General features: G+C 51.9%; 27 protein-coding genes and 2 tRNA genes. 1 reads left to right on the plus strand and 28 read right to left on the minus strand.

Annotation, left to right across the window (positions count from 1 at the left end; all coding sequences use genetic code 11):
• Position 1: 1 nt before the first annotated feature.
• The 6 genes from GF409_08280 to GF409_08305 form a co-directional block, all read right to left on the minus strand.
• Positions 2 to 77, minus strand: a tRNA-Lys gene (locus tag GF409_08280).
• A 1-nt stretch (position 78) separates the two neighbouring features.
• On the minus strand, positions 79 to 645 hold the full coding sequence (locus GF409_08285; GenBank protein ID MBD3427201.1) for a ribosome recycling factor: 567 nt from the start codon (positions 643 to 645) through the stop codon (positions 79 to 81).
• 11 nt (positions 646 to 656) lie between these two features.
• Positions 657 to 1,373: a UMP kinase gene (locus GF409_08290; GenBank protein ID MBD3427202.1), complete on the minus strand. Its 717-nt coding sequence runs from the start codon at positions 1,371 to 1,373 to the stop codon at positions 657 to 659.
• A gap of 29 nt (positions 1,374 to 1,402) precedes the next feature.
• A complete protein-coding gene (gene tsf / locus GF409_08295) occupies positions 1,403 to 1,993 on the minus strand; it encodes a translation elongation factor Ts (GenBank protein MBD3427203.1) in 591 nt (196 codons plus the stop codon).
• Between the two features lie 16 nt (positions 1,994 to 2,009).
• A complete protein-coding gene (gene rpsB, locus GF409_08300) occupies positions 2,010 to 2,942 on the minus strand; it encodes a 30S ribosomal protein S2 (GenBank protein MBD3427204.1) in 933 nt (310 codons plus the stop codon).
• 228 nt (positions 2,943 to 3,170) lie between these two features.
• Positions 3,171 to 4,997 carry an ATP-binding cassette domain-containing protein gene (locus GF409_08305; GenBank protein MBD3427205.1) on the minus strand — a complete coding sequence of 609 codons (1,827 nt, stop codon included), beginning with the start codon at positions 4,995 to 4,997 and terminating at the stop codon, positions 3,171 to 3,173.
• 174 nt (positions 4,998 to 5,171) lie between these two features.
• On the opposite strand from GF409_08305, the gene GF409_08310 reads away from it, so the two are divergent.
• Positions 5,172 to 6,119, plus strand: a complete 948-nt coding sequence (locus GF409_08310; GenBank protein ID MBD3427206.1) for a gfo/Idh/MocA family oxidoreductase — start codon at positions 5,172 to 5,174, stop codon at positions 6,117 to 6,119.
• Positions 6,120 to 6,126: 7 nt separating this feature from the next.
• On the opposite strand, the gene lpxB is transcribed toward GF409_08310, so the two are convergent.
• From lpxB to GF409_08420, 22 genes are all read right to left on the minus strand, one after another.
• On the minus strand, positions 6,127 to 7,248 hold the full coding sequence (gene lpxB / locus GF409_08315; protein ID MBD3427207.1) for a lipid-A-disaccharide synthase: 1,122 nt from the start codon (positions 7,246 to 7,248) through the stop codon (positions 6,127 to 6,129).
• Positions 7,249 to 7,271: 23 nt separating this feature from the next.
• Entirely contained in the window at positions 7,272 to 8,072 is an 801-nt protein-coding gene (locus tag GF409_08320) for a DUF1009 domain-containing protein (GenBank protein ID MBD3427208.1), read from the minus strand.
• On the minus strand, positions 8,069 to 8,527 hold the full coding sequence (gene fabZ / locus GF409_08325; GenBank protein MBD3427209.1) for a 3-hydroxyacyl-ACP dehydratase FabZ: 459 nt from the start codon (positions 8,525 to 8,527) through the stop codon (positions 8,069 to 8,071). Before fabZ ends, GF409_08320 begins: the two co-directional genes overlap by 4 nt.
• Positions 8,528 to 8,542: 15 nt before the next feature.
• Positions 8,543 to 9,388 carry a UDP-3-O-[3-hydroxymyristoyl] N-acetylglucosamine deacetylase gene (gene lpxC / locus GF409_08330; protein ID MBD3427210.1) on the minus strand — a complete coding sequence of 282 codons (846 nt, stop codon included), beginning with the start codon at positions 9,386 to 9,388 and terminating at the stop codon, positions 8,543 to 8,545.
• A gap of 81 nt (positions 9,389 to 9,469) precedes the next feature.
• On the minus strand, positions 9,470 to 9,970 hold the full coding sequence (locus tag GF409_08335; protein ID MBD3427211.1) for a hypothetical protein: 501 nt from the start codon (positions 9,968 to 9,970) through the stop codon (positions 9,470 to 9,472).
• A gap of 17 nt (positions 9,971 to 9,987) precedes the next feature.
• Positions 9,988 to 12,300, minus strand: coding sequence for an outer membrane protein assembly factor BamA (bamA, locus tag GF409_08340; GenBank protein MBD3427212.1), 2,313 nt, complete (start codon positions 12,298 to 12,300; stop codon positions 9,988 to 9,990).
• Entirely contained in the window at positions 12,300 to 13,655 is a 1,356-nt protein-coding gene (dnaB, locus tag GF409_08345; GenBank protein ID MBD3427213.1) for a replicative DNA helicase, read from the minus strand. Before dnaB ends, bamA begins: the two co-directional genes overlap by 1 nt.
• Before the next feature lie 26 nt (positions 13,656 to 13,681).
• Entirely contained in the window at positions 13,682 to 14,125 is a 444-nt protein-coding gene (locus tag GF409_08350; protein MBD3427214.1) for a 50S ribosomal protein L9, read from the minus strand.
• A gap of 2 nt (positions 14,126 to 14,127) precedes the next feature.
• On the minus strand, positions 14,128 to 14,388 hold the full coding sequence (gene rpsR, locus GF409_08355; GenBank protein ID MBD3427215.1) for a 30S ribosomal protein S18: 261 nt from the start codon (positions 14,386 to 14,388) through the stop codon (positions 14,128 to 14,130).
• Between the two features lie 38 nt (positions 14,389 to 14,426).
• A complete protein-coding gene (ssb, locus tag GF409_08360; protein MBD3427216.1) occupies positions 14,427 to 14,876 on the minus strand; it encodes a single-stranded DNA-binding protein in 450 nt (149 codons plus the stop codon).
• 51 nt (positions 14,877 to 14,927) lie between these two features.
• Entirely contained in the window at positions 14,928 to 15,218 is a 291-nt protein-coding gene (gene rpsF, locus GF409_08365) for a 30S ribosomal protein S6 (GenBank protein ID MBD3427217.1), read from the minus strand.
• A 125-nt stretch (positions 15,219 to 15,343) separates the two neighbouring features.
• Entirely contained in the window at positions 15,344 to 15,907 is a 564-nt protein-coding gene (locus tag GF409_08370) for an aminoacyl-tRNA hydrolase (protein ID MBD3427218.1), read from the minus strand.
• 50 nt (positions 15,908 to 15,957) lie between these two features.
• On the minus strand, positions 15,958 to 16,671 hold the full coding sequence (locus tag GF409_08375; protein MBD3427219.1) for a 50S ribosomal protein L25: 714 nt from the start codon (positions 16,669 to 16,671) through the stop codon (positions 15,958 to 15,960).
• A gap of 32 nt (positions 16,672 to 16,703) precedes the next feature.
• Positions 16,704 to 17,639 (minus strand): ribose-phosphate diphosphokinase, encoded by a 936-nt coding sequence (prs, locus tag GF409_08380; protein MBD3427220.1) that lies wholly within the window; start codon positions 17,637 to 17,639, stop codon positions 16,704 to 16,706.
• 5 nt (positions 17,640 to 17,644) lie between these two features.
• Positions 17,645 to 18,904, minus strand: a complete 1,260-nt coding sequence (locus GF409_08385) for an NTP transferase domain-containing protein (GenBank protein MBD3427221.1) — start codon at positions 18,902 to 18,904, stop codon at positions 17,645 to 17,647.
• Between the two features lie 57 nt (positions 18,905 to 18,961).
• Positions 18,962 to 19,035, minus strand: a tRNA-Gln gene (locus tag GF409_08390).
• Positions 19,036 to 19,070: 35 nt separating this feature from the next.
• Complete coding sequence (locus GF409_08395; GenBank protein MBD3427222.1) at positions 19,071 to 19,667, minus strand: hypothetical protein; 597 nt, start codon at positions 19,665 to 19,667, stop codon at positions 19,071 to 19,073.
• On the minus strand, positions 19,637 to 20,494 hold the full coding sequence (gene ispE / locus GF409_08400) for a 4-(cytidine 5'-diphospho)-2-C-methyl-D-erythritol kinase (GenBank protein ID MBD3427223.1): 858 nt from the start codon (positions 20,492 to 20,494) through the stop codon (positions 19,637 to 19,639). Before ispE ends, GF409_08395 begins: the two co-directional genes overlap by 31 nt.
• Before the next feature lie 24 nt (positions 20,495 to 20,518).
• On the minus strand, positions 20,519 to 21,469 hold the full coding sequence (locus GF409_08405) for a transketolase family protein (protein MBD3427224.1): 951 nt from the start codon (positions 21,467 to 21,469) through the stop codon (positions 20,519 to 20,521).
• Positions 21,470 to 21,496: 27 nt separating this feature from the next.
• Positions 21,497 to 22,525, minus strand: a complete 1,029-nt coding sequence (locus GF409_08410; protein ID MBD3427225.1) for a hypothetical protein — start codon at positions 22,523 to 22,525, stop codon at positions 21,497 to 21,499.
• Positions 22,506 to 24,158 (minus strand): AAA family ATPase, encoded by a 1,653-nt coding sequence (locus tag GF409_08415; protein MBD3427226.1) that lies wholly within the window; start codon positions 24,156 to 24,158, stop codon positions 22,506 to 22,508. The genes GF409_08410 and GF409_08415 overlap by 20 nt, the downstream gene beginning before the upstream one ends.
• A gap of 42 nt (positions 24,159 to 24,200) precedes the next feature.
• Positions 24,201 to 25,040: a transketolase gene (locus GF409_08420; GenBank protein MBD3427227.1), complete on the minus strand. Its 840-nt coding sequence runs from the start codon at positions 25,038 to 25,040 to the stop codon at positions 24,201 to 24,203.
• Between the last annotated feature and the right edge of the window lie 9 nt (positions 25,041 to 25,049).

Consider the following 25,049-nt stretch of genomic DNA (forward strand, 5'->3'; position numbering starts at 1 on the left):
ATGGTGACCCGCCTTGGACTCGAACCAAGCGCCCACGGCTTAAAAGGCCGTTGCTCTACCGGATGAGCTAGCGGGTCATTAGCCTTTTATTTCGGACTCTTTTTCTTTAAGAGCGGTATCTATCTTTTTGATGTATTCGTCGGTCAGTTTCTGGACCTTGTCCTTGGTGTCGAACTTGTCATCCTCGGTCATCTTATTCTGTTTCTCGAGTTTAACCGCCTCGTCTATCGCCTGATGCCTTGAATTCCTTATCGATATCTTTCCTTCTTCAGCGATCTTGTGCAGAACCTTCGCCAGCTCTTCCCTTCTTTCGTGGGTCAGCTGGGGCATGGAAAGACGAATGACCTTCCCGTCATTGACCGGGGTTATACCTACATCCGAGGACATTATCGCTTTCTCTATCATGTCCATGGAATTTTTGTCCCACGGCTGTATTACTATAAGCCGCGGTTCGGGCGTCGTGATATTAGCAAGCTGCTTGAGCGGGGTCTTCGTGCCGTAATAATCCACTCGTATCGCTTCCACTAAACGAGGATGCGCTCTTCCCGTACGTATGGTCGAGAACTGTTTCTGTACGGCTTCCACCGTGGTATCCATCCTTGATCTGGTCTCTTTCAATATTCTGCCAAGTTCAGTGTCATGCATAAGTTCACCTCTCAACTTATTGTGGTGCCTATCTTCTTGCCTTCAATGGCTTTCTTGATATTACCCTTTTTCTTTATGTTAAAGACAACTATTGGCATATCGTTATCCATGCAAAGGCTTACAGCAGTGGCATCCATCACTTTAAGCTTCTTGCGAAGAACCTCCATGTAGGAAAGTTCATCGAACCTCTTTGCTTTCTTGTGCTTTACGGGATCTTTTGAATAGACCCCGTCGACCTTGGTCGCCTTGAGTATCATGTCCGCGCCTATCTCGGTGGCCCTGAGGGCCGCGGCTGTATCGGTCGTAAAATACGGATTTCCCGTGCCGCAAACGAATATTACCACTCTTCCTCTTTCAAGATGGCGCACCGCTCGGCGCCTTATGTAAGGCTCGGCAAGTTCCCTCATCTCGATGGCGGTCATGACCCTTGTTTCGACCCCTATCCTTTCAAGGGCGTCCTGCAAGGCGAGACCGTTCAGCATGGTGGCAAGCATACCCATGTAATCGGCGTTGGACCTGTCCATCCCGCTGCTGGCCGCGGCAAGACCCCGGAAGATGTTCCCTCCTCCTATTACAAGAGCTATCTCGACACCCTGCCTGCGGATCTCCTTGATCTGGGCGGCTATGGAATTATTGACATCCGGGTCTATACCGAAACCCAGGTCTCCCATGAGCGCTTCACCGCTTATCTTGAGAACAACTCTTTTGGCTTGTTTCTTTTTTGCCATTAAAGCTCCTGCCCTTCGTTCAATAAAAACTAGCTCTCTTCGCCAACCTCGAACCTGACAAAGCGTTTGACCTTTATGTTCTCGCCCAGGGTCGCGATGCTCTGGGTAAGAAGGTCCTTGATCCTGATGTTCGGGTCCTTAATGAAAGGCTGTTCGAGAAGGCATACTTCGGAAAAATATTTCTCCATCTTCCCGTCAACTATCTTCTCGACCACGTTATCCGGTTTATCCTTGACCTGGGTACGGAAGATCTCCCGTTCTTTTTCTTTGGCTTCTTCGGGGACTTCTTCCTTCGAAACGTAAATGGGATTGGCCGCCGCGATCTGCATAGAGAGATCCTTGGTCATTTTCCTGAAATCATGGTTCCTGGCCACGAAATCGGTCTCGCAGTTGACTTCGATGAGAACGCCTATCTTGTCACCCATGTGCACATAGCTTTCAATGACACCCTGCTCGGCAGTCCGGGTGGATTTTTTAGCGGCCTTTGCTATGCCTTTTTTTCTGAGTATTTCAACGGCTTTGTCGATATCACCGTTGGCTTCCTTAAGGGCGGTCTTGCATTCCATCATACCCGCCGATGTCTTGAACCTCAATTTTTTAACAGCATCCATCAAGTTCATTTATGTTCTCCTCCGTTTATTCGTCGTTAAGTTTAATGTCCCCTTCTATGGTATCCTCTATCCCGGTGGTCTGCTTTTCTTTTTCCTTCTCTTCTTCTTCATAGTCCGCAGGTTCTTCTTCGGAAGGCGCCTCTTCTTCCTCGCCGGAAGAGGATGTCTCCTCTTCAGCCTTTTCGGTTATGGTCTTTTCCGCTTCGGGCTTTTCTTCACCGACAGGTTCTTCCTGTTCGATTTTCTGCTCGCCCACGGGAGTGCCCATGAACTCGCTGCGCCCCTTCGCGGCCGCGTCAGCTAACGTCGTGACGATATACCTTATCGACCTTATGGCGTCATCATTGCCGGGTATGGGCAAATCGATCAGGTCAGGGTCGCAGTTGGTGTCTATAAGGCCTATGACGGGAATCCCTATCTTCCTGGCCTCGGCCACGGCGATATGCTCGGCCTCGGCATCGATTATCACCAGGCAATCGGGAAGCTCTTTCATCTCCCGTATCCCCTCCAGGTTCTTGAGAAGCTTGTGCTCCTCCCTGTCCATCTGCGCTTTTTCCTTTTTGGTAAGGGCGGAATAGGTCTCGCTTTCCTTCATCTGCTGGAGGTTATCAAGCTTTTTCACGCTCTTCATGACGGTGCTGAAGTTGGTAAGACATCCCCCCAGCCAACGCTCATCGACGAAAAACATATCACACCTCTGGGCCTGTTCCCTTATGATGTGTTTTGCCTGTTTTTTCGTGCCCGCGAAAAGTATCCTCTTACCTGATGCGGCAAGTTCGTAGACGAAATCAGCGGCTTTTTTAAGGGCCTGTTCCGTCTTGGTGAGATCAATTATATAGATACCGCTTTTGGCCCCGAAAATGTATTTCTCCATTTTCGGGTTCCATTTGTTGGTCTGGTGCCCGAAATGCACACCGTTCTCGAGAAGTTCTCTGATAACTTTGGATCCGACTGGCATTGTTCTTTCTCCTTCTGTTTCCCGGCCAAACCGTGCTTTGCGCAATTTAAGAACCTTCCAAAGGTCATTACGCGCATCGCGTTTAACCTCGTTTAAATAAAATACATACTGAACGATTATTATATAGAAATCATATATAAATTCAAGTGTTTTATGATATTTTTTGCAAAATCTTTAAAAAAGGGGCTTTTCCCGGGGAAAATGCTCACTTGAAGGGACCGGGCAGACTCAGGTCTGGCTTATGAACTGCATTTCATAAAGCCTTTTATACAAGGGACTTATCTCGAGAAGTTCCTCGTGCCTGCCGGTTTCGACGATCTTTCCCTTATCGATCACAACTATCTTGTCGGCGTGGGTTATGGTGCTGAGCCTGTGGGCTATAACCACAACTGTACGCCCTTTCATGAGGTTGTTAATGGCCTCCTGAACGAGTTTTTCACTTTCAGTATCAAGCTGGGAGGTAGCCTCATCGAAGATAAGTATGGGCGGGTTCTTGTATACCGCTCTTGCTATGGCTATCCTCTGCCTCTGACCTCCGGATATCTTAAGCCCCCTTTCACCGATAACGGTATCATATCCCCTGGGGAAATCCTTGATGAACCTGTGGGCGTTGGCGGCTTTGGCCACTCGAACGAGTTTCTGCTCGTCTACATCTTCATGTCCGTAGCAGATATTGTTCTTGACCGTATCGTTGAATAGCAGCGTCTCCTGCGTTACCAAGCCTATCTGCCTTCTGAGCGAACGTATCTTCACCTGCCTGAGGTCCTTGCCATCTATTTCCACGCTGCCCTCAACCGGGTCATAGAATCTGGGGATCAGGTTGGCGAGGGTGCTTTTTCCGCCGCCGGAAGGCCCGACCAGGGCGACGACCTGGCCTTTTTCGATGGTAAGATCTATCCCTTTAAGGACCTCTTCCTCGGCTTCCTTGTCATACTTGAAGTGGACGTTATCGAACCTTATCCTGCTATTGAAAGGCTCCAGCTCGACCGCTCCGGGAGAGTCTTTTATCGATACCGGCTCATCCAATAGATCGAATATCCTGTCCGCCGCGGCCAGCGCCTGCTGGTTGATGCCGTAAACGTTGCTGAGTTTCTTCATGGGTTTCATCATGCTGAATATAGCCGCAAGGAACGCCGTAAAAACGCCCGCTGAAAGCTCGCCGGTTATTATGCTCTTACCGGCTATCCACATGATAACGGCGACGCATAGAACCCCCATCGCCTCGGTGAGAGGGCTGACCACCTTCATGCGTTTTATGGATTTCATGTTGAGCTTATAGAAACCCCTGTTATGCTCCTTGAACCTGTTCCATTCATAATCCTGCATGCAGAAGGACTTGACCAGTTTCATGCCCACTATGGTCTCAAGCAGCATGTTGTTTATATCGCCTATCTTCTCCTGCGAGCTCTGGCTGATCTTGCGAAGCCTTTTGCCGATCTTCACCACCGGGAACAGTATCAGCGGGAAAATTATAAGGCTGACCAGTATAAGGCTCCAGGGAATACCGAAATATACCTTGATGCTGATAAGAAGAGCCGCGTACACCGTAAGCTGTATGGGCTGGTAAAAAGTATCCGCTATACCGCTGCTTATCGCGTCGCGTATCACGGCCGCGTCATAGGTTATGCGCGACATGAGATGCCCGGTGGGGTTCTTGCTGTAAAAATCCATCGAAAGGTCCTGCAGTTTCCTGTAGATGGTATTCTTGAGGTCTCTTATCACTCTCTGGCTGACCGCGCTCATCAGGTATGTCTGGAGGAACTCGAAGAGGCCTTTGAACAGGAAGAAAATGACCACCAGTACCGTCATGATGTTAAGAAGCTTTAAGCTTGGAAGTGAATTCACCTTATTAACGGTCTGAACGAGTATATCGGGAGCGTTTATCCCGGGGGGCATGACTATGTCCTTGCCGCTTATTATCTTATCTACAAGCGGTATGATCAGCCCCAGGGGAGAGGCGCTGAACGCCGTAGCCAGGACCATGCAGACCACCGCCAGGGCAAAAATACCCCCGTGCGGCAGCATGATCTTGATAAATCTGAAGTAATTTTTCATTAATTTAAGCCTTTCTTAGCCATTCATAAATGATGATTTTAACACATGTTACCCCCTTTGTCGAGGTATTCAGTCTGCCCGGAAGCTCCCGAAATACTTGCTCTCGAGGCACGATAGTGTTATAATTTCCAGAAGAATTTACTGGCGAATAAACTGTTAGCACCTTTAGATACTATGGAAAAACTGCGAGTAGCTGTTGTAGGAACGGGCCACCTCGGCTCTTTTCACGCCAAAGTTTATTCGACGATCTCCAGAAGGTCGCCGATAGAACTTGTTGGAGTATGCGACAAGAATAAAAAAGCCGCCAAAGAGGTCGGCAAAAGGTATAACGTTCCTTATTGCACCGATTACCACGAGCTCCTGGATAAAACGGACGCCGTCAGTATAGTCGTCCCCACCACTCTGCATTACCAGGTGGCAAAGGATTTCCTGAAAGCGGGCAAACACGTCCTTATAGAAAAACCCATTACCAAGACGCTTGAGGAAGCGGATGAGCTTATAAAGCTCGCCGAAGAAAAGAACCTGGTCCTCCAGGTGGGGCACATCGAAAGGTTCAATTCAGCGGTGCGGGCGATAGAACCGCTGATCCTGCAGCCCAAATTCATCGAATGCCAGAGACTGGGGTCCATCAAAAGAAAAAAACGCATAAAGGATGTCGGCGTGGTTCTGGACTTGATGATACACGATATTGACATCATACTCGGTCTGGTAAACTCAAAGGTCAAGGATATCGAAGCGGTCGGGATAAGCACTGTTTCCGATCACGAGGACCTGGCCAACGTGCGTCTTACCTTCCAGAACAACATGATAGCCGACATCACCGCAAGCCGCGTGACCAAGGAAGAGACCCGCAAGATACGCATCTTCCAGGAACAATCCTACATCCTCCTGGATTTCAAGCACCAGGAAGCGTTCCTTTTCTTGAAATCGGACGAAGAGCTGGAAAAGCAGAAGATCCGCATAAGGAAAAAGGACGCGCTCAAAGTCGAACTGAAATCCTTTATAGACTGCGTGCGCAAGGACAAAAAACCGGTGGTCTCCGGCCAGGAAGGCCGCCAGGCCCTGCAGGTGGCGCTGGATATACTCGAGAAGATAAACAGCAACCAGGCCTCACTGCTATAAACCCCGGTCAACTTATATTTTCGTCGATAAACCGCTTGATCTCTTCGGCGGCGCGGCGCGAAGCGCCTTTTTCTCCGAGATGGCGCTTGACTTCGGCGAGGTCTTTTCTGATACTTTCCATCCTAGTATTATCTGATAGTATCTCAAGTGTCTTCGCGGAAAGATTACCGGCAGTGGCCTCTGCCTGAAGCAATTCCGGCACGACCTGGCGCCCTGCGATTATGTTGACCAGCCCCAGAAACGGGACCCGCCTGAGGATCTTGTAGAATAGCTCTGTTATGACGGAAGCTTTATAAGTTATGATCATGGGTTTTTCCATGATCGCCGTCTCCAGCGTGGCGGTTCCGGAAGTTACGATCGCGAAGTCGCTCCTCGCCAGGCACCCGAAAGTATCGTTCCTCACCCTTTCCAAGTCCAGCGAACCGTGAACTGAGGTCATCTCACTGTATGTACTTTCGGGGATATTCGCGCTTTCGGCCAGGATGAACCTTGTATCATCGCACGATGAATTTATCTTTTCCGCCGCATCAAGCATAACGGGCAGCATGCTGTGGACCTCGTTCTCCCTGGACCCGGGAAGAAGAGCGACAGTTTTGCCTTTGCTCTCACCAGATCCTTCTCTGGGAGCCTCGTCCACCAGTGGGTGCCCCACAAAAACCGCGTCTATCCCGTTATCCTCAAGAAGTTTCTGCTCGAAATCGAACAGGACAAGTGCTTTCGATACATGTTCTTTGATAGCACCAAGCCGCCAGGCTCCCCAGGCCCATACTTGGGGTATTATGTAATAGATGACAGGTATCCCTTGGCGGTGCAAGAATTTCGCTGTTTTCAGGTTGAACCCGGGATAGTCTATGAGTATGGCAAGGTCCGGCTTCCTTTCAAGGACCTGCGTGGTGATCTTGCGGTAATGGGCGTGCACGCTCGGCAGCTTCCTGAGAACCTCCACGAGGCCTACCATGGAAAGGTCCCGGACATGTTCGATGATCTCGACCCCGCACGCGGACATATTATCCCCGCCAAACCCCCAGAAACGCGCCTTCTCCAGAAGAGGCCCAAGTTCAGATAGAAGCTCCCCTCCTCTTACGTCACCGGAAGCTTCTCCGGCTATTATCAAGATGTTCTTTTCCATGGATCTAAAAGCAAACAGGCCCGTCAAAGGGCCTGGATGGTTATTCCGGAGGCATCCGCCGTTTCTATGAATTCATCCCTGTCCAACAGGTACATACGAGCGCTTTCTATGGCCAGCGCGGTGTAGCCGTTCTCGGCAAGCATTTCAGCGGTGCGGATGCCGACGGTGGGGACGTCCCATCTCATGTCCTGCTGGGGCCGGCTGACCTTGACCATAACGCAACCCTTGCCGGCGATACTGCTGGCTCTTTCTATGGTGGCATCCGTACCTTCCATGGCCTCGACGGCTACCACGGCTCCGTCTTTGACGATAACCGTCTGTCCTATGTCCGCCTCGGCCAGTTTTTTTGCCATGCCGAAGCCAAACTCTATATCCTTCTGGACGTTTCCAGCCGGAGTCACCGCGCCCAGAACGCCTTTACCCGGCAGCAGATGCGAAAGGTACCTCTTGCAGTCTATAACTTCAACCCCTACTTGAGCGAGGCGCCTGGTGGCTTCCTCCAGGATGGAATAATCGCTCCTGTCTCCCAGTGACTCTAGACCCTCCCTTGAATCATTGTCAAGCTGACCGTCCTTATATATAACGCTTTTATCGACCTTCCCGACCAGAGCGATCTGTCGCAGCCTCTCTTTTACCAGCAGGAACATGAATTTGGCATACTGCCCGAAATCAAGCCAGTATATCCTGTCGGCCTCTCTCTCGACCTCTGGCAGCGCCATCTGGTTCAGGGCGAACACCACCACCTGGTCCCCCTGTTTTTTCGCGGACTTGATGAATTCAAGGGGCAATGTTCCCCCTCCAGCTATGAGACCTACCTTGTTCATTTCTGCGATTTTCCCTTGTCCACCAGACTGAACATGAGGTCCGCTTCGCAGACGAGGTCGCCGTCGACCCTGGCTTCCCCATGAGTCTGGACAATGCTCTTTCTGGATATTTTCTCGACCCTGACATCAAAGACCAGCTGATCCCCCGGCTGAACGGGTTTGCGGAATTTGGCGTTGTTAATGGTCATGAAGAAAGCGAGTTTGTCGCCGGCCTCTTCTCCCATCATAGCGAGTATCCCCCCGGCCTGGGCCAGAGCTTCTATCTGCAGCACGCCGGGCATGATCGGTTCTCCCGGGAAATGCCCCTGAAAGAATAATTCGTTCATGGTGACGTTCTTGATGGCCTTTATCCACTCCTTTTCCTTGTAATCGATGACCCGGTCTACCAGAAGAAAAGGATACCTGTGTGGCAGATACTCCATAATTTTTTTGATGTCGATCGTTTTCCCGCCCATTACTCTTCCTTTCTTTTATACTGCCTTTATGTAGCTTTCGTATATCCTTTTGACAAGGCGCCCGTTAAGGCTGTGGCCTGACTTTTTGGCGACGACCTTGCCGATAACGGGTACACCCATCATGTAAAGGTCCCCTACCAGGTCCAGCACCTTGTGCCTGACAGGCTCATTGGGGAACCTGAACTCGGTCCAGAGGGGGCCTCTGTTGCCCAGGACCAGGGTATTGTTCAGGTTGGCTCCCCGCCCCATCCCGGAGAACAAAAGAAAAAACGCCTCACGCTTAAGGCAGAAGGTCCTTGCCGGAGCTATTTCCTTTTCGAACGAATCCGCGTCAAGCTCTATCTCGAAATTCTCCCGTTCTATGCAGGGAACATCATAATCAATGAGATACGAAACACTTAACTTGTCTGCGGGCGATATCTCAAGTGAGCTTTCGCCTTCCTCCACGCTGATGGTCCTGTCGATCTTGATTTCCCTGCGCAGTTCGGTCTGTTCGATGACACCGGCTTCCTTAAGCGGAGAAAGAAACCCCAGAGCGCTGCCGTCCATAACCGGAAGTTCCGGACCCTTGACCTCTATCTCCATATTATCAATGCCCAGAGCCCATAACGAAGCAAGAAAATGTTCGACCGTCTGAAGGGCGAAAGCACCTTTGCCGAGGGTCGTTCTTCTTTTGGCTCCGTCCTTGAGAATGTCGTCCTTAAGGCGCAGCCTCGACCCTTCGGGCGCGTCTTTTCTGCTGAAAGCAACGCCGTTACCGATATCGGCCGGTATACAGACCATCTCGACCGGCCGCCCGGTCTGAAGACCCTTACCCAGGAAGCGCACCCTTTCCTTGATAGTTCTCTGGTTAGACACCATTTTGCGTTTCCTTTAACGCTTGCAGGCCGGGATATGACCCGGCCTACAAGTTTTCGGCGATCGCGACTTACCGATCAGATATCAGTCGTTAAGCTGTTCTATTACCTTATCGGTAAGGTCGTAATCGGGCTTCGCGTACATTATGTTCCTGGAATCGAGTATATAATCATACCCCTGCTGGTCCCCTATAGAGGTAACGACCGTTTGAATGTCCTCGATGACCTCGCGGAACATGTCATTCTTCTTGTTGAGCAGCGTCTGCCTTGTCTGCCTGTCGAACTCCTGCAGCTCGGCGAGCTCGCTGTCTATCTCCGCCTGCTTGGCGGTCTTGGCCTTGCCGCTCAAAAGTTCCGCCTCGTCGCGAAGCTTGTTTATTTTTTCTATTATCTGCGTGCGCTCTTGCTGCCTGCTTTCTGTCTCGTCGTTAAGCTGTTCCTCCATGGTCTTTGTCTTCTCGTATTCGTAAAAAGCCTTTCTGAGGTCGACATAACCCAGCTTTGCTTCCTGAGAATAGGCCGCCGGCACTGAAATCGCAACCGCGACAAAAAGCGCTGCTATGACCATAACTGTTCTTTTAAGCATGTTAGCTCCCTTCCTTTTTAGAACCCGTGGCTCACGCTGAAATAGAACTGGCCTTCCTTCTTATCGTCATAGTTGTCGCTCAGAGGAAAACCGTAATCGAGCTTAACCGGTCCGATGGGGGTCTTTACCCTTACACCCACACCTGTACCGGACTTGAACCCCGTGTCATCCTTTGTTCCTGAAAAATCGAACTTTTCCCAGACGTTACCTATATCGTAGAAAACGGCTCCCTTGACAAGGTTCTTCCATATCGGGAAAGTGACCTCGGCGTTACCTATAAGAAGCGCCCTGCCGCCGAGGGCCGCATTGGTTCCCTTATCCCTCGGGCCGACTCCCCTCTGCTTGTATCCGCGTATCGTCGTGGCGCCGCCGGCGAAGAACCTCTCGTAGATCGGCACTTCATCGGAATCGCCGTAAGGCTCGACCCCGCCCCCGCGTAGTCTGAGTTCCAGGACCACCTGCTCAATTATGCTGTGGTACCAGCTAATGCTGCCGTATCCCTTAACGAAATCCTTGTCGCCTCCGAGGAAACCTCCTGCGTTCTCCAGTGAAAGCGTGGCTACCAAACCTTTCGTGGGAGAATACTTATTGTCCCTGATGTCGTAGGAAGTATTCCAGGTAAGTCTGCTCAGCCAGTTCTCCCCAAGCTCTCTCCTCAGGGCGTTGGTGGCGTTGCTGTCAACATTGGATATCTTGACCTCCTCAAGATTGTAAATAAGCCCCGTGCTGAGCTCATCGGTTATCTCCTTGCCCAGCCGGAGAGAGCCGCCCATCCTTCTTTCGTCATAACCCCAGCCGGTCTTGTTATACCTGTCGCGCTCCTCCCTGTAAACATCGAACCCGAACAGATACGGCATGTCAAAGATCCAGGGATCCGTCCAGCTGAGGAAATAATTGGTCCGGGCGCTTCCCATCTCAGCTCTTATTACGAGGTCCTGTCCTCCGCCGGTGAATGTGGGAAAATTAAGAAGATCGAAGTTCCTCTGCCTGATCTGGGCGAAGCCTAGGAAGGCGTCCACGGAACTGTACCCGCCGCCGAAGGAAAGCTCCCCGGTCTTGGTCTCCTTGACCGTCACGTTGAGGTTCTTGACATCCTGTTCTTTTGTCTGGAGGGTGTCGAAATACACGTCCTCAAAGAACCCGAGGTTGTATATCCTCTCTTTACTCTTTTTGAGCTTCTTCCCGTCATATTTCTCGCCGGGGTAGACCCTGAGCTCCCTGCGTATGACCTTGTCCTTGGTGCGGGTATTGCCGATTATGTTTATCCTGCCGACAAAAACCTCATCGTGGGCGATTATCCTGTATTTAAGGTCCATCCTCCCCGTGGAAGGGTTGAACCTGTGCTGCAGGTCCACTTCGGCGTTCATGTAACCCCTGTCGTAATAAAAGGAGCGGATGCGTTCTATGTCCTCTTTTATCCTTTCATAATCGAACGGATCGCCGGGTCTTACCTTTACCCGCTCGTTTATCTCCATCTCCGGGAAGGCGAGCTGGCCGTCTACGGAGACATCCCCCACCATGTACTGTTTGCCTTCCTCAATGACCACTGTCAGGTACAGGTCCTTGCCGTCCTCCGACAGGGTCTGTTTGTACGTGACCCGTGCGTCCAGAAACCCCTTGTTCCTGTAGATTGCCCTGATGCGATCGAGGTCCGCCTCGAACTTCTGCTGGTCAAAGGCACCTTTGCGTATGAACCACCATGCCGTCTTGGTGGCCATGTACTTCTGGAGCTCGCCGGAAGGTATGCTTTTATTGCCTTCGAAATAGATCGCCTTTATCCTCTGCGCCATGCCCTCGTTAATGGTGAAGACAACAACGGCCTTGCCCGTTTTGGGGTCTTTTTCGATCTTGTAATCGACGGACACGCGGCTATACCCCTGTTCTATGTAATATTTCTGTATGTCGGCAACGTCCTGCGAAAGAAGGTTGAAGTCAAGAAGGACCCCTTCCTTGGTGGCTATCTCCTTGCTGAGGCGTCTGGTGCTTATCTTTGAATTTCCCCTGAACTCTATTTTCTCGACCACCGGTTTTTCGACAACGGTAAAGATGACCACCATTCCTTCCGGACGCTCTTCGGTCTCCACGAAAACATCACTGAAATAACCCGTCGCGTAAAGGCGCTTGAGCTCCTTGTTCAGCGCGGTCTCGTCGAAAACGTCCCCGGGCTTGATCTTAAGTCTGTTGATTATAGTGGCCTTGCTGATGGCATAGTTACCCCTGACCTTGATATCACTTATGCGCTTGGATCCGGATTGCGCCCACGTGGACACGCAGCCCAGACTGAAAGCAAAGGTAATAATAAGCAGTGTCACGAGTATTTTTCTTTTCATCAGAACCCTTCTTCCTCTTCTATTCTGGATAAATTGCTGAATTTGGTGAACTCCGATATGAACGCGAGTTTTATGCTGCCCACGGGACCGTGGCGCTGCTTGGCCACGATGACTTCCGCCTGCCCCTTGTTCTCCTCGGTGGGATTATAGTATTCCTCGCGCAGGAGCAGTACGACCAGGTCCGCGTCCTGTTCTATGGCACCCGACTCCCTGAGGTCCGAAAGCTGGGGCCTGTGGTCCTGCCGCTGCTCGACCGCCCTGGAAAGCTGGCTTATCCCTATAACCGGCACATCCAGCTCCCTGGCCAGCGCCTTCATCGATCTTGAGATCTCCGATATCTCCTGCTGGCGGTTCTCCGATTTGAAAGAGCCCCGCATGAGCTGCATGTAGTCTATGATGAGCATCTTAATATCGTGCTTGGACTTGAGCCTCCTGGCCTTGGCGCGGAGCTCAAGAGCGCTTATCCCGGGAGTATCGTCGATGTAGATGGGCGCCTCGGAGAGTTTCTGGGCGGCCTTGACCAGTTCCGGCCAGTCGTTCTGCGAAAGGAACCCGGTTCTCACCTTGTGGGCGTTGACCCCGGCTATCGAACAGAGCATCCTCTGAGCCAGCTGATCCTTGGACATCTCCAGGCTGAAATACGCGCAGGGGATCTTCTCGACCACGCCCGCGTATTCCATCATGGATATCGCCAGAGCGCTTTTACCCATGGAGGGGCGTCCCGCAAGTACGATGAAATCGGATCTCTGCAGGCCCGCCGTCATCACGTCAAAATCATGGAAACCGGTAGGGATACCGGTAATGTTCTCTTTTCTCTGGTAGAGGTGATCTATCGTCTCGATGCTCTCCTTGACGATATCCTTCATCGCCGAGACATGCATCTCGCGCTTCCTGCTGCTGGTTATGTCGAAGATAAGCCTCTCGGCCCTGTCAAGAAGCTCCTCCGCCTCGCAGGAGGACTCATACCCTTCGGAAACTATCTTCGTGGCGGTGTTTATAAGGGACCTGAGCAGGAATTTTTCCCGTACTATCTTTGCGTAATGTTCTATGTTGGCGGCGGTAGGTATGCTATTGGCTAGTTCAGCGACATAAGAAGGCCCACCCACCTCATCGAGAAGATCCTGTTTCTTAAGCTGCTCGATGAGCGTGACCATATCGACCGCTTCGTTATTGTCGTAAAGAGCTACTATGGACGAGAATATCTTCCTGTTGGCTTGCGAATAGAACGCCGCTTCTTCAAGAAGCTCGATGCCCCTTGCGATAGCCTCGCTGTCCAGGAGCATTGAGCCCAGAACAGCGCTTTCGGCCTCCGCGTTCTGAGGAGGTACTTTTTCGATAAGGGACTTAGGAATCATATCAAAAACACAGGAGAATACAGTGCTTACTTCTTAACCACCCATACCCTTGCCTGGGCGGTGACTTCGGGATGTAAACGCACGTCGACGTTATATACACCCAGAGCTTTAAGGGGCTGGTCCAGGAGTATCTGTTTCTTGTCCACCTCAACGCCTTCGGACCTGAGGGTCTCGGCGATCATATCGGAAGTGACAGCTCCGAAAAGCTTGTCTTCCTCCCCCGCTTCCATCGATATGGTGCAGGAGAGGGATTTGATCTTCTCGGCCATCTGCTCGCTCTCCTGCCTGAGGCGCTCCTGCCTGAGAGCCTTTTCCTTCTTCTTTTTTTCGATCACCTGCAAGGCGCCCTTGCTGGACTCCATGGCGATCTTTCTGGGGATAAGGTAGTTGCGGGCGTATCCGTCCTTGACCTGTACTTCGTCACCGACCTCGCCGAGCTTATCCATGTCTTTGAGCAGTATTACTTTCACGATTATCTCCTTCTTCGTCCTCTCGCAAGACCTTCCTTGACCTTAACGAAGGGCAGAAGAGCCGCCAGGCGCGCTTTTTTGATGGCATTTGATATCATCCGCTGGTGTTTCGCGCAACTGCCGGTCAGTCTTGGGGGTATTATCTTGCCTCTGTCGGAAATGAACTTCTTTAAAAGTTCCACGTCCTTGTAATCGAGCTTCTCGACCTTGTCCTTGCATAACCTGCAGGGCTTCTTCTTGAAAACCCTTCTGGTTTTTTTCACTATTCTCTTTTTACCCATGTCTTTATCTCACCTGTTCTTTAAAATGGAGCCTCGTCGGCTCCCGGTTCATCAACGTCTATCGATTCTATGTTGTTATCATGCCTTCCGGAGGTTTCAGCCTGCTGGGGAGCGCCTTCATTTCTCTGGGCGCCGCTTCTGGAACCCAGGAACTGAACGTTCACGGCGACAACATCCAGCGCGCTTCTCTTCTGCCCCGACTGGTCCTCCCATGAACGGGACTTGAGCCTGCCCTCCACCAGGACCGGCCTGCCTTTGCTGAGATATTCACCGCATATCTCGGCCATCTTGCCCCAGACCACGACGCGAATAAAGGAGACATCCTCCTTCTTCTCTCCGGAACTATCCTTGTAAGGGCGGTTTACCGCCACTGTGAAGTTCGCAACAGCCGTGCCGCTGGGTACGTAACGAAGTTCGGGATCCCTTGTAAGGTTCCCCATAAGAAATACCTTGTTCAAGCTAGCAGCCATATCCAATGCTCCCGGTTTTTTAGCGGAAAAGCTCTATTTCCCGCCGCTTAATTAAGTGTTCTTGTCTATCAGCGTCCTGAGGATATCGGTATTTATCCTGAACAGTTTCATCATCTGTGCGATGGATTCAGGAGCGGCATCGAATGTTACCTCGTAATATATGCCTTCCTCTTTCTTCTTGATAGGATAGGCCAAGGTTCTCTTGCCCATCATGTTCTCTTTTACGATATTGCCGGCGTTCTCCGTGATGACGGAATTGATCACCTGCTTCATTTCGTCCAGAGAATCCTGTTTTTCGGGGATGATTATGAACAATCCCGAATAAGATCTAGTGTTTTCCATTGATTATCACCGGATTTCCTTGCATTTTAATTTTGAGTTGATAGATACTAACATATATACTAAGTAATTTCAATCTTTATTAGGTGTCTCACGGGACCGGAAAGATGCCATTTGTCTAACTCGACCTACGAAGGGGAGTTATGCCTATTCATGGTCTCAGTTATGTCCTTCTCCACCCATGTTTCCACAGCATCGGCCGCCTTCTCGATAAGCTCGGCAAGTTGCTGCCTTTTTTTTCGGGGAAAAGGTGACAGAACATATTGAGCCAGATCCTCGACTTCTTCCTCCGGGGCTATACCTATCCTCAGCCTGGCGAAATCCGCGCCGATGTGCTCTATTACCGACCGAAGCCCGTTATGCCCTCCGGCGGAACCCTTGCCTCTTATGCGAATTGTCCCGAAGGGTATATTGACATCGTCACTCAACACAAGAAGGTCTTCCTTCTCCTCAAGATGAGCGGAGCATACCGATTTCACCGCTTCGCCGGAGCGGTTCATTAACGTTAACGGCTCAAAGAGCATGACCTGGCGTCCCTTGATACGGCCAGTGCCGTAAACCCCGCCAAATCCTTTTTTGCGCACGGGCAGCCGGTGTCGTTTCGCCAGGGTCTTCACCACCATGAAACCGGCGTTATGCCTGGTGTTCCTGTAGCGTAATCCCGGATTGCCTAGTCCTGCGATTATTTTCATTGCATCCTGGCCCGTTTTGCCGGTATTGCCGGATAACGGGCGGCAAAAACCTATTCTTCGCCTTCGGAGGGCTTCTCTTCGGGCTCTGCGCCTTCGGCTTCCTCGGCTTCTTCCTCTTCCTTCTTACCCTTCTTGATGACCTCGGGCTCCTCGGCGCCTTCTTCGGCCAGGGCCTCTTCTTCTTCAAGTTCCTCTTCGGCCATCGGCGGGTTGACCGTCACAACGACATCCTCGGGCTCACCGAGTATCTTAACTCCCTGAGGAGGCGTTATATCCTTCAGGTATATCGCATCGCCGATATTGAGTTCGCCTACATGGACTTCTATGTTCTCGGGTATGTCCGTGGGAAGGCACTCCACTTCCATTTCCCAGAGCACCTGGCTGAGTATACCCTCTTCTTCGGTAACCCCCGGCGCTTCGCCCTTTAAGTGAACGGGCACATTGACCTTGAGGACCTCCTTGAGGGATATCTCGTGAAAATCCACATGCAGGAAATTATCGTTTATCGGATCCTGCTGGGTCTCTTTCACGATAACCGTCTTCTTCTTGGCTTTATCTCCGGATATATCCATTGTAATAATGGCGTTTTCGCCGGCATCGGTGTGCAGAGCATGCCACAGGTCGTTACCGTCCACCTTCACGCTGAGAGCCTTCTTGCCCTCCTTGTAGACCACTGCCGGGATCAGGCCTTCACGCCTTAAATGCTTGCAGGCGGCCTTTCCCAGCCCGTCCCTCATCTGCGCTTTAAGTATTATCTTTTCCATTTATCGTGCTCCTTTTCCTGTTGTTTTAACCTTTATTCGAAGAGCGCGCTCACCGTCTCTTCATTGTGTATGCGCCTTATGGCCTCGCCCAATAGGGGCGCGACCGAAAGCTGTACTATTTTCTCGTTCTGTTTCTGCTTATCAAGGGGTATCGTGTCGGTGACCACAAGCTCTTTGATCTGCGAGTTCTCCAGCCTCTCGATCGCGGGCCCGCAAAGGACCGGGTGGGTTATCGCCGCGTAAATATCGCGCGCGCCGTGTTTTTTCAGTGCCGATGCCGCCTCGGTGAGGCTGCCGGCCGTGGCGACCATGTCATCAACTATAATCACGTTCTTGCCCTTGACATCTCCCAAAAGATGCACGGCCTCGGCCTTGACGTCGCTTATGCGCCTTTTGTCGACTATGGCCAGCCCCGCACCGAACCTTTTCGCATAGGCCCTGGCCATCTTTATGCCACCCACGTCCGGGGATACAATGGCGATATCCTCCAGGCTGATCCTCTTGAAATAATCTATGAATATGTTCACCGCGAACAGATGATCCAGCGGGATATCGAAAAATCCCTGTATCTGTCCCGCGTGCAGGTCGATCGTGAGTACCCTGTTGGACCCGGCCCGGGTAAGCAGGTTCGCCACCAGCTTTGCGGTTATCGGAACCCTGGGCTGGTCTTTTCTGTCCTGCCGGGCGTAACCGTAGTAGGGCAATACAGCGGTTATCCTTTTCGCCGAGGACCTTTTCAGGGCGTCTATCATGATCAAAAGCTCCATGAGGTTCTCGTTTGCCGGATGCGATGTGGACTGTATCACGAAAACGTCCTTGCCCCTTACGTTCTGCTGGATCTTGGCGCGCACCTCGCCGTCGCTGAACCTTGTAACGTCGCATTCTCCCAGGGGCACCCCGAGGGTTTCACATATGTTCTCGGCAAGAGCCCTGTTACTGTTACCGCTGAATATGGTCAACTTGTCCATGTATCTTACCCTTTCCTTTTAGGTTCGAAAGGTCTGGCCGGAACTCCCACGACCGTTCCGCCGGCGGGGACATCCCTGTTCTTTGTGACTACGCTGCCCGCGCCGACCCTGGCCCCTTTACCTATAGTGACCGGCGCTATTAAAACCGCGCCCACGCCTATAAAAGCCTCATCCTCTATGATCGTACGGTACTTGTCCTTCCCGTCGTAATTCGCCGTAATGGTCCCGGCACCGATGTTCGCGTTCTCCCCGACCACCGTATCTCCCAGATACGTGTGGTGTTTGACTTTGGTGTTCCTTCCCACTTCTGTCCGGCAGAGTTCAACGAAATTGCCTATTTCAGCGTGCTCTCTGATGCTGGTTCCCGGACGCAGTCTGGCAAAAGGCCCTATTCGGCAATCACCTGCTATCTTAACGTCGTTCTCGATGACCGTGTTGGGGAAAATAACGGTATCCGGTCCGACTTCGGCGCTCTCATCGACATAAGTGTTCGCCGGGTCCACCACCGTCACTCCCGAGTCCATAAGTTCCTGGATCTTTCTGCTGTTAGCCACCATGTACGCCTCCGCCAGGTCTTTCCTGGTATTTATCCCGATAGCTTCCTCGGCGGGGCAGCTGACAGAGATCACCTCCTCGCCGCTTTCAGCGAGTATCTCAACGATATCGGTAAGATAGAACTCCTTTTTCTTGGGGTTCATTCCTATCGTTCCGATATGGTCGGCGATCTTGCGCCTGGAAAAACAATAGGTCCCGACGTTTATCTCGTCAATCCTCTTCTCATCATCCGAAGCGTCTTTTTCTTCGACTATCCGGATAACGTTACCCCCGCTGCCCCTGACGATCCTGCCGTAGGAGGCCGGTTCGGGCATCCTGCAGGTAAGAAGCCCGCAGGCGGCTTTTCTTTTCCGTTTCTCATCAAAGATCTTTCTGTAGGTCTCGCTCTCTATAAGAGGCGTGTCCCCACAGGTCACCAAAAGGTCCCCGTCCCCGTCTCCGGCTACTTTAAGAGCGCATTTAACCGCGTCAGCGCTTCCCAACAGTTCCTTCTGCTCAGCGAACCTGATGCGGCCGCGGAACTCTTCCTTCACCTGATCCGCGCCGTGCCCGACCACGGCGACCACATCTTTTACTCCGGCCTTCTCCAGCCGGTCGATGACCCTGGCAAGTATCGTCCGGTTGCCGAGTCGGTGCAGGACCTTGGGGACTTTCGACTTCATCCTGGTCCCCAGACCCGCAGCAAGGATCACCGCTGTAACTTTTTCCATTTCTCCGTTCCCGGGCCGCGACAGGATCGTATTCGCTGAAGCGGCGCTCTCTTAAGCTGGCTGGCGGACAAGGATTCGAACCTTGACAAGCAGCTCCAAAAGCTGCGGTGCTACCATTACACTATCCGCCAACTGCTGCTCATCCCAAAAAACAACCAAACGACTATCAGAGTTCTATGTCCTTCGCATCATCGACATCGGCGACCTGAGCCTGCTCCGAAGAACCCGTCTGGCCCGGAACGTTACCGGAGCTCATACCGATCTCATCATCAGAAACTGTCCCGTAAGAAGCGCTATCGTCTCCCTGCTTTCCCTTTTCCTGTTTATACGCCGTAAGGATGCTGTCCTGTATATATACCCGGCACTCCTGCGTTATTGGGTGCGCGATATCCATATGACCCCCGGAGATCTTGCCTGCTTGAAAATCGGCCTCTGCCGGCTGTGAAAGTTTCGTTCCGCACTGGTTGCAGTAATTCGATCCCCTTACGTTCTTGAAATTACACTTGGGGCAAGCGTCCATGGCCTTCCTGGAAGGCATGGCAACGAAAAGCCCGTTGTTACCCTGTATGACTTTGACGTTGCGGACCACGAACCAGTCGTCAAAGGTCATTGTAGCAAAAGCTTTAAGCTTTCCATCCTTGCTTTCCGTTGGAAAGATCCTGACTTCCGTGATTTTCATTTTTATTGCTCCTTTCTGTGGGCGCGTCTCTCCCCCCGTATAATGCCGCGCATTTAATACGTTCGGGCGGTTTGGATCCGCCATTTATCTTCCGGGAACTCTCCCCGGATATACCGGGCGGCATCATCCGCCTTTTCCCGGTCAAATATACCAAAAACAGTAGGTCCGCTTCCGGACAAAAGCACCCCTCTGGCGCCCGCGGACCGTAATGCCGTAAACACCCTTTTTAATGAAGGAAATTCCCGTAATACTATATCCTGTAAATCGTTACGAAAATTTTCCGGGATTCCTTTTATATTATTACTTCTTAAAAAAGCGGTGAACATTTTATCAACGAGCCTATTTTTTGTCAAGGTAAAAGCGGGTATCTTGCCGTATACCTCCTTTGTGGATACACCGAACGGCGGGGTCACCACGACATGCCATAACTGCCGGTCATCCTCCACCTTTTCGATCACGTCCCCGCGTCCGGTCCCTCTTGCATAGCTGTATCCCGATAAAAAGAAAGGGATATCCGCCCCGAGAGACGCGCCTATTTCAGCAAGTTCCAGCGCGCCAAGGGGAGCGCCCGCCAGCTGGTTGAGAAGAATAAGAACGGCAGCGGCATCACTGGAACCCCCGCCCATGCCTGCACTTACGGGAATATTCTTCTCGATATGCACACGAAAATCTTCCTGAAGGGAAGCCCTCTGCCGGAAAGATCTTACGGTCCTGCCCAGAAGGCTTTCCTCACCCGTGGGTATATTTTCATCACTGCAGCTGATCGATGTCCCGGAAGAGGAAAGCTCTGCCTTCACCCGGTCAAGTATGGATATCCTCTCGAAAATGGTCTCTATCTGGTGATATCCGTCTTCGAGTTTTTTTATAACTCTCAGATAAAGGTTTATCTTGGCAGGTGCAGCTATCTCCATGATGTCCGTTCCTGGCGCGGCAAGTTACCGCTTCCTCGCGATCAAAGCTTCCGCTTCCCGCTCTATATCGTCCTCGGTAAGGCCGAAAAGCTCGAAAAGCTTCGCGGGTTCTCCGCTGACACCGAAAACCCCTTTTATGCCCATCATTTTCATCAATACCGGGCATTCCTCGACGAGGACCTCGGCCACGGCGCTGCCCATACCCCCGTATACGGTATGTTCTTCAACGGTAAGCACCGCTCCGGTCTCGTGGGCCGCCTTGACCAGGGTTCCCCTGTCTATTGGGTTGGGCGTATGAAGGTTGATGACCCTCGCCTGGATGTTCTTGTTCCTAAGGCGGTAAGCCGCTTCCAGGGCCTTGAACACCATGTGCCCGCAGGCTACGATGGTGATATCATCTCCCTCCGTGAGAACAGGCGCTTCGCCTATTTTGAAGGGTACTGTCTTTTCCAGGAAGGGTACTTTCTCCCTGCCCAGTCTGATATATACCGGCCCGGGCACATCAACCGCCTGTACCGTCGCCTGATAGGCTTCTTCCGAATCGGCGGGTACGACCACCGTCATGTTGGGTATGATCCGCATAAGGGCTATCTCTTCCAGAGCCTGGTGTGTCGCCCCGTCCCCTCCAACGGATATACCTCCGTGGCTTCCTGCAATGTTCACGTTAAGGTTCATGTAAGCTACCGATACCCTCACCTGGTCCCAGGCCCTTCCGCTCGCGAAAGCGCCGAACGTACAGGCGAAAGGCACTTTGCCCGAAAGGGCAAGACCCGCGGCGGCACTTATCATGTCCTGTTCGGCGACACCATGACTTACGAACCTTTCAGGATACTTGTCCCTGAACCAGTGAGCCCTGCAGGATTCTGTCAAGTCCGCAGACAACACGACAATGTCCTTGTTCTTCTCCGCCAGGTCCATTAAAGCCTTACCGAAACCGTCCCTGGTAGCCTCTCTTTTCACTTTCTCTTCTGCCATGGATCTTTCCCTTTCTGGTATTCTGTGTTAATTAACGGCGTTGAAATATCCCGCGGGTGCGTTCACCAGTTCTTCTATAGGAACCCTCTTTCTGTTAAGGTTGTATATATCTTCCTCGCTTATGCTGAGATTGGCGTTCTCCAACTGGTCTTCCAGCACAAGAGTGTCGAAATCCTGGAACTTGTAGCCGTAGAAGACCCTGTTGGCTATTTTCAATATCTCCTCGATCTTCTTGACGCGGGGGTTCATGATCCTGTCACCGGGGGTCTGGTCGGCGATCTTGAACTTGACAAGAAAGGACCGTCTCTGCTCCCCGGCCACGTAAAGGCCTTCGGAAGCCTTGAAGCTGAATAGTTCCGCCAGTTTCTCATCCTGCCTGAAATCTATCTTGATCCTGTTCGCTATCTGGCTGGCCAGAAACTCCTCAAGAGTTATATCCTTCAGGTAAAAATTATCCCGCCAGTAACCTATGTCGCTCAGCCTGGTGGGCGGGCTCCTGAAGAACTCCTCAAGAACCTTCTGACGCGTATCCTCTCCCACGCCCAGCTTGTTGAAGACCTTCTCTATGGACCTTTCCTTTTTGGCCTGGGGGGTAAGATTTATACTGAAAAGTGTCCTCTTGAACGATTCGCTCCTTGAGATATTCCTTACCATGCCGCGCTTTACGTCCTCCACGTACTTGATTATGACGACCTGCAGTTCCGGCAGGCGCACGTCCTGGGTTATAACGCAATAGAATTTGACGTCCGCGTCGGTACTGAGAACGACTCTGGAAGCGATGAGGATGAGATTGCTTATGTTGTCCCAGGCATCCTCGCTTATCCCCATGCCCGCGTCAAGAAGACCCTTCATGGGATAGTATATACCCATGGTGGAGCCCTTGAGGGTAACGTCCACGTCCATGTCGTACTCCTGCTTGCAGACGGATTTGACCGCCTGGGGCAGTTTTTCTTTCGGATAAGTGGGTGTGCAGGCCGGTACCGCCACTAAAAACGCCGCCAGAACGAACACCGCCGATGCCGGAATAAGAGCCTTTTTAAAGGTTGCCTTTGTCATCGGGTCCCCACGTCCCTTCTTCGGTGCCTACCTGTCCTTCCTTGTAGCCATACTCTTCAAGTATGGCTATGATCTCATCGTACTCCAGCTCTTCCCTTTCAAGGAGCTCCTTGGCGAACCTGTCCAGGATCTCCTTTTTTTCGGTAAGTATGTCTTGTACCTGTTTCAGGCAGGACTTCATTATTGACTGAGTATCCTTGTTGAGCTTGAGCCTTAAGTCCTCGGAAAGCTGCTCTTTAGGAATGACCGTAAAATCGCCTATGAGACCCGTTTCACCCATCCCCAGGTTCCACACCATGCTGTGAGCTATACCCATGGCTTTCTGGAAATCACTGCTCACGCCGCTGGTCGTCGTACCGTACTTGATCTTTTCGGCTACATAACCGCCTATCGAGGTCATGATCTCGGACATAAGGTGTTCGCGGCTCCTGGAATGAAGCTCTTCCTTTTCCGGGGACCAGACGACTCCCAGCGCGCCCTTGCGCGGTATAATGCTCGCCTTGAAGATGCTTTTGGACGGGGCCTTGAAGAACGTCGTCAGAAGGTGGCCGGATTCATGGTAGGCGGTCATCTCCTTCTCCTTGGGAGTCACGGTAAGCCTGTACTTTATTCCCAGATCCACGCGCTCGAAAGCTTCGCTTATCTCCTTGAGGCCGATCTCGGTCTTCTTGTTCCTGGTGGCTATAAGGGCCGACTCCTTGACGATATTGGCTATGTCGGCGGGGCTTTTACCCACCGCGCGGCGCGCCAGACGCCCCAGGTCGAGGTCCTCCTCGGCCCTCACCTTGTTCAGGTAGAACTTGAAAAGGTCTTCCCTGTCGTCCTGGGAGGGCTTGGTTATCATTATCTTCCTGTCGAACCTCCCCGGACGCAAAAGCGCCTGGTCGAGATGACCTTCCATGGCGTTGGTCGCGCCTATCACGACGATGTTCTCTTCCTTGCCCTTAAGGCCATCCATTTCGGCCAGGACCTGGTTAAGCGTGCTGTTGGTCTCCTGTCCGCCCATGAAGCTGAAGGTCCTGGACCGGCCGATGGCATCGATCTCGTCTATGAATATTATGCAGCCCCCGTAACCGAAGGCGAGGTCCCTCGCCTTCTTGAAAAGCTTCCGGACACGGGAAGCGCCGACCCCCACAAAGACCTCGACAAACTCACTTCCTGACATGGAAATAAAAGGCATGTCGGCTTCAGTGGCTATAGCCTTGGCCAGATAGGTCTTACCGCATCCCGGGGGTCCCAGCATAAGCAGTCCCTTCACGACGCTGCCGCCCATTTTCTGGACGCTCGCTCGGTCCTTGATAAGCTGGACCACCTCGGAAGCCTCCTGCTTGGCGTCCTGCATGCCTATAACGTCATTCCACTTGATGGAAACGTCACGGCCTTTTATCGGAGCCTTGTCGAGCTTGGCGAACCCGCCCCTCATGAACGTGAGATACATGAACACGAAGATACCCGCGTGTATGCCGGCCATGATGAACTGCACCGGCATGGTCGCCAGGGTCATCTTCCTGTAGAACGACTCCAGCGACATCAGGCCGATTATCGAAAGTATTACAAGAATGATCACTACAGCGGCAAGGATTATCTTGACCTTGTGCTGCCTGATCAGCATTATCAGTTTTCTGTTTAACATATTCCTCCCTCAAAGCTTAAGCGAAATACCGGTATTGATCTGTCAAGAAAGTGCTTTTTCCGCTTCGTTCAGTTCGGCAAGTGCTTTTTCCAGTTCTTCCGGTTTGGGCGCGATACCGTGCCATGCGACCTTGTTCTCTATGAAGGATACTCCTTTACCCTTCACAGTGTGGGCGATCACAAGCTGGGGCTTACCTTTCACCTGGGAGACTTCCTCGAACGCCTTTTGCAGCTGACCGAAATCATGCCCGTCTATCTCCACGGTATACCACCCGAAATGCTCCCATTTATTCCTGTACTCGACCATGTCCTTGACCTCGCAGCAGAGACCGTCGATCTGAAGCTTGTTGTAATCGACTATGCCGCACAGGTTATCAAGCTTGTAGTGCGCCGCCGTCATCGCGGCCTCCCAGACCTGACCCTCGTTGGTCTCGCCGTCACCCATGAGGCAGTATACCTTGGCGTCTATGCCGTCCATCCTGTCACCGAGCGCTATCCCCATGGCCACTGAAAGCCCCTGCCCCAGAGAGCCGCTCGATATCTCAAGACCCGGCAGACCGAACTGCGGGTGGCCCTGAAGCCGGGAACCTATCTGCCTGAGGGTCGCAAGTTCCTGCTTCGGGAAAAATCCCCGGTCGGCGAGGACAGCGTAAAGGGCCGGGCATCCATGCCCCTTTGAAAGAACGAACTTGTCCCGGTCCCTGTTCTTCGGTCGTTTAGGGTCAATGTTCATCCTGCAGTAATACAGATAGACCAGTATCTCGACTATGGACAATGACCCCCCCGTGTGTCCGCTTCCGGCTTTCTCGAGCATTATGAGCACGTCGCGCCTGATATCAATGGCCTTTTTCTGGAGCTCTCTGGTATCTTCGATCCTTTCCATCTACTTTTT

It is taken from the genome of Candidatus Omnitrophota bacterium (assembly GCA_014728045.1).
Lineage (GTDB): Bacteria > Omnitrophota > Gorgyraeia > Tantalellales > Tantalellaceae > WJMH01.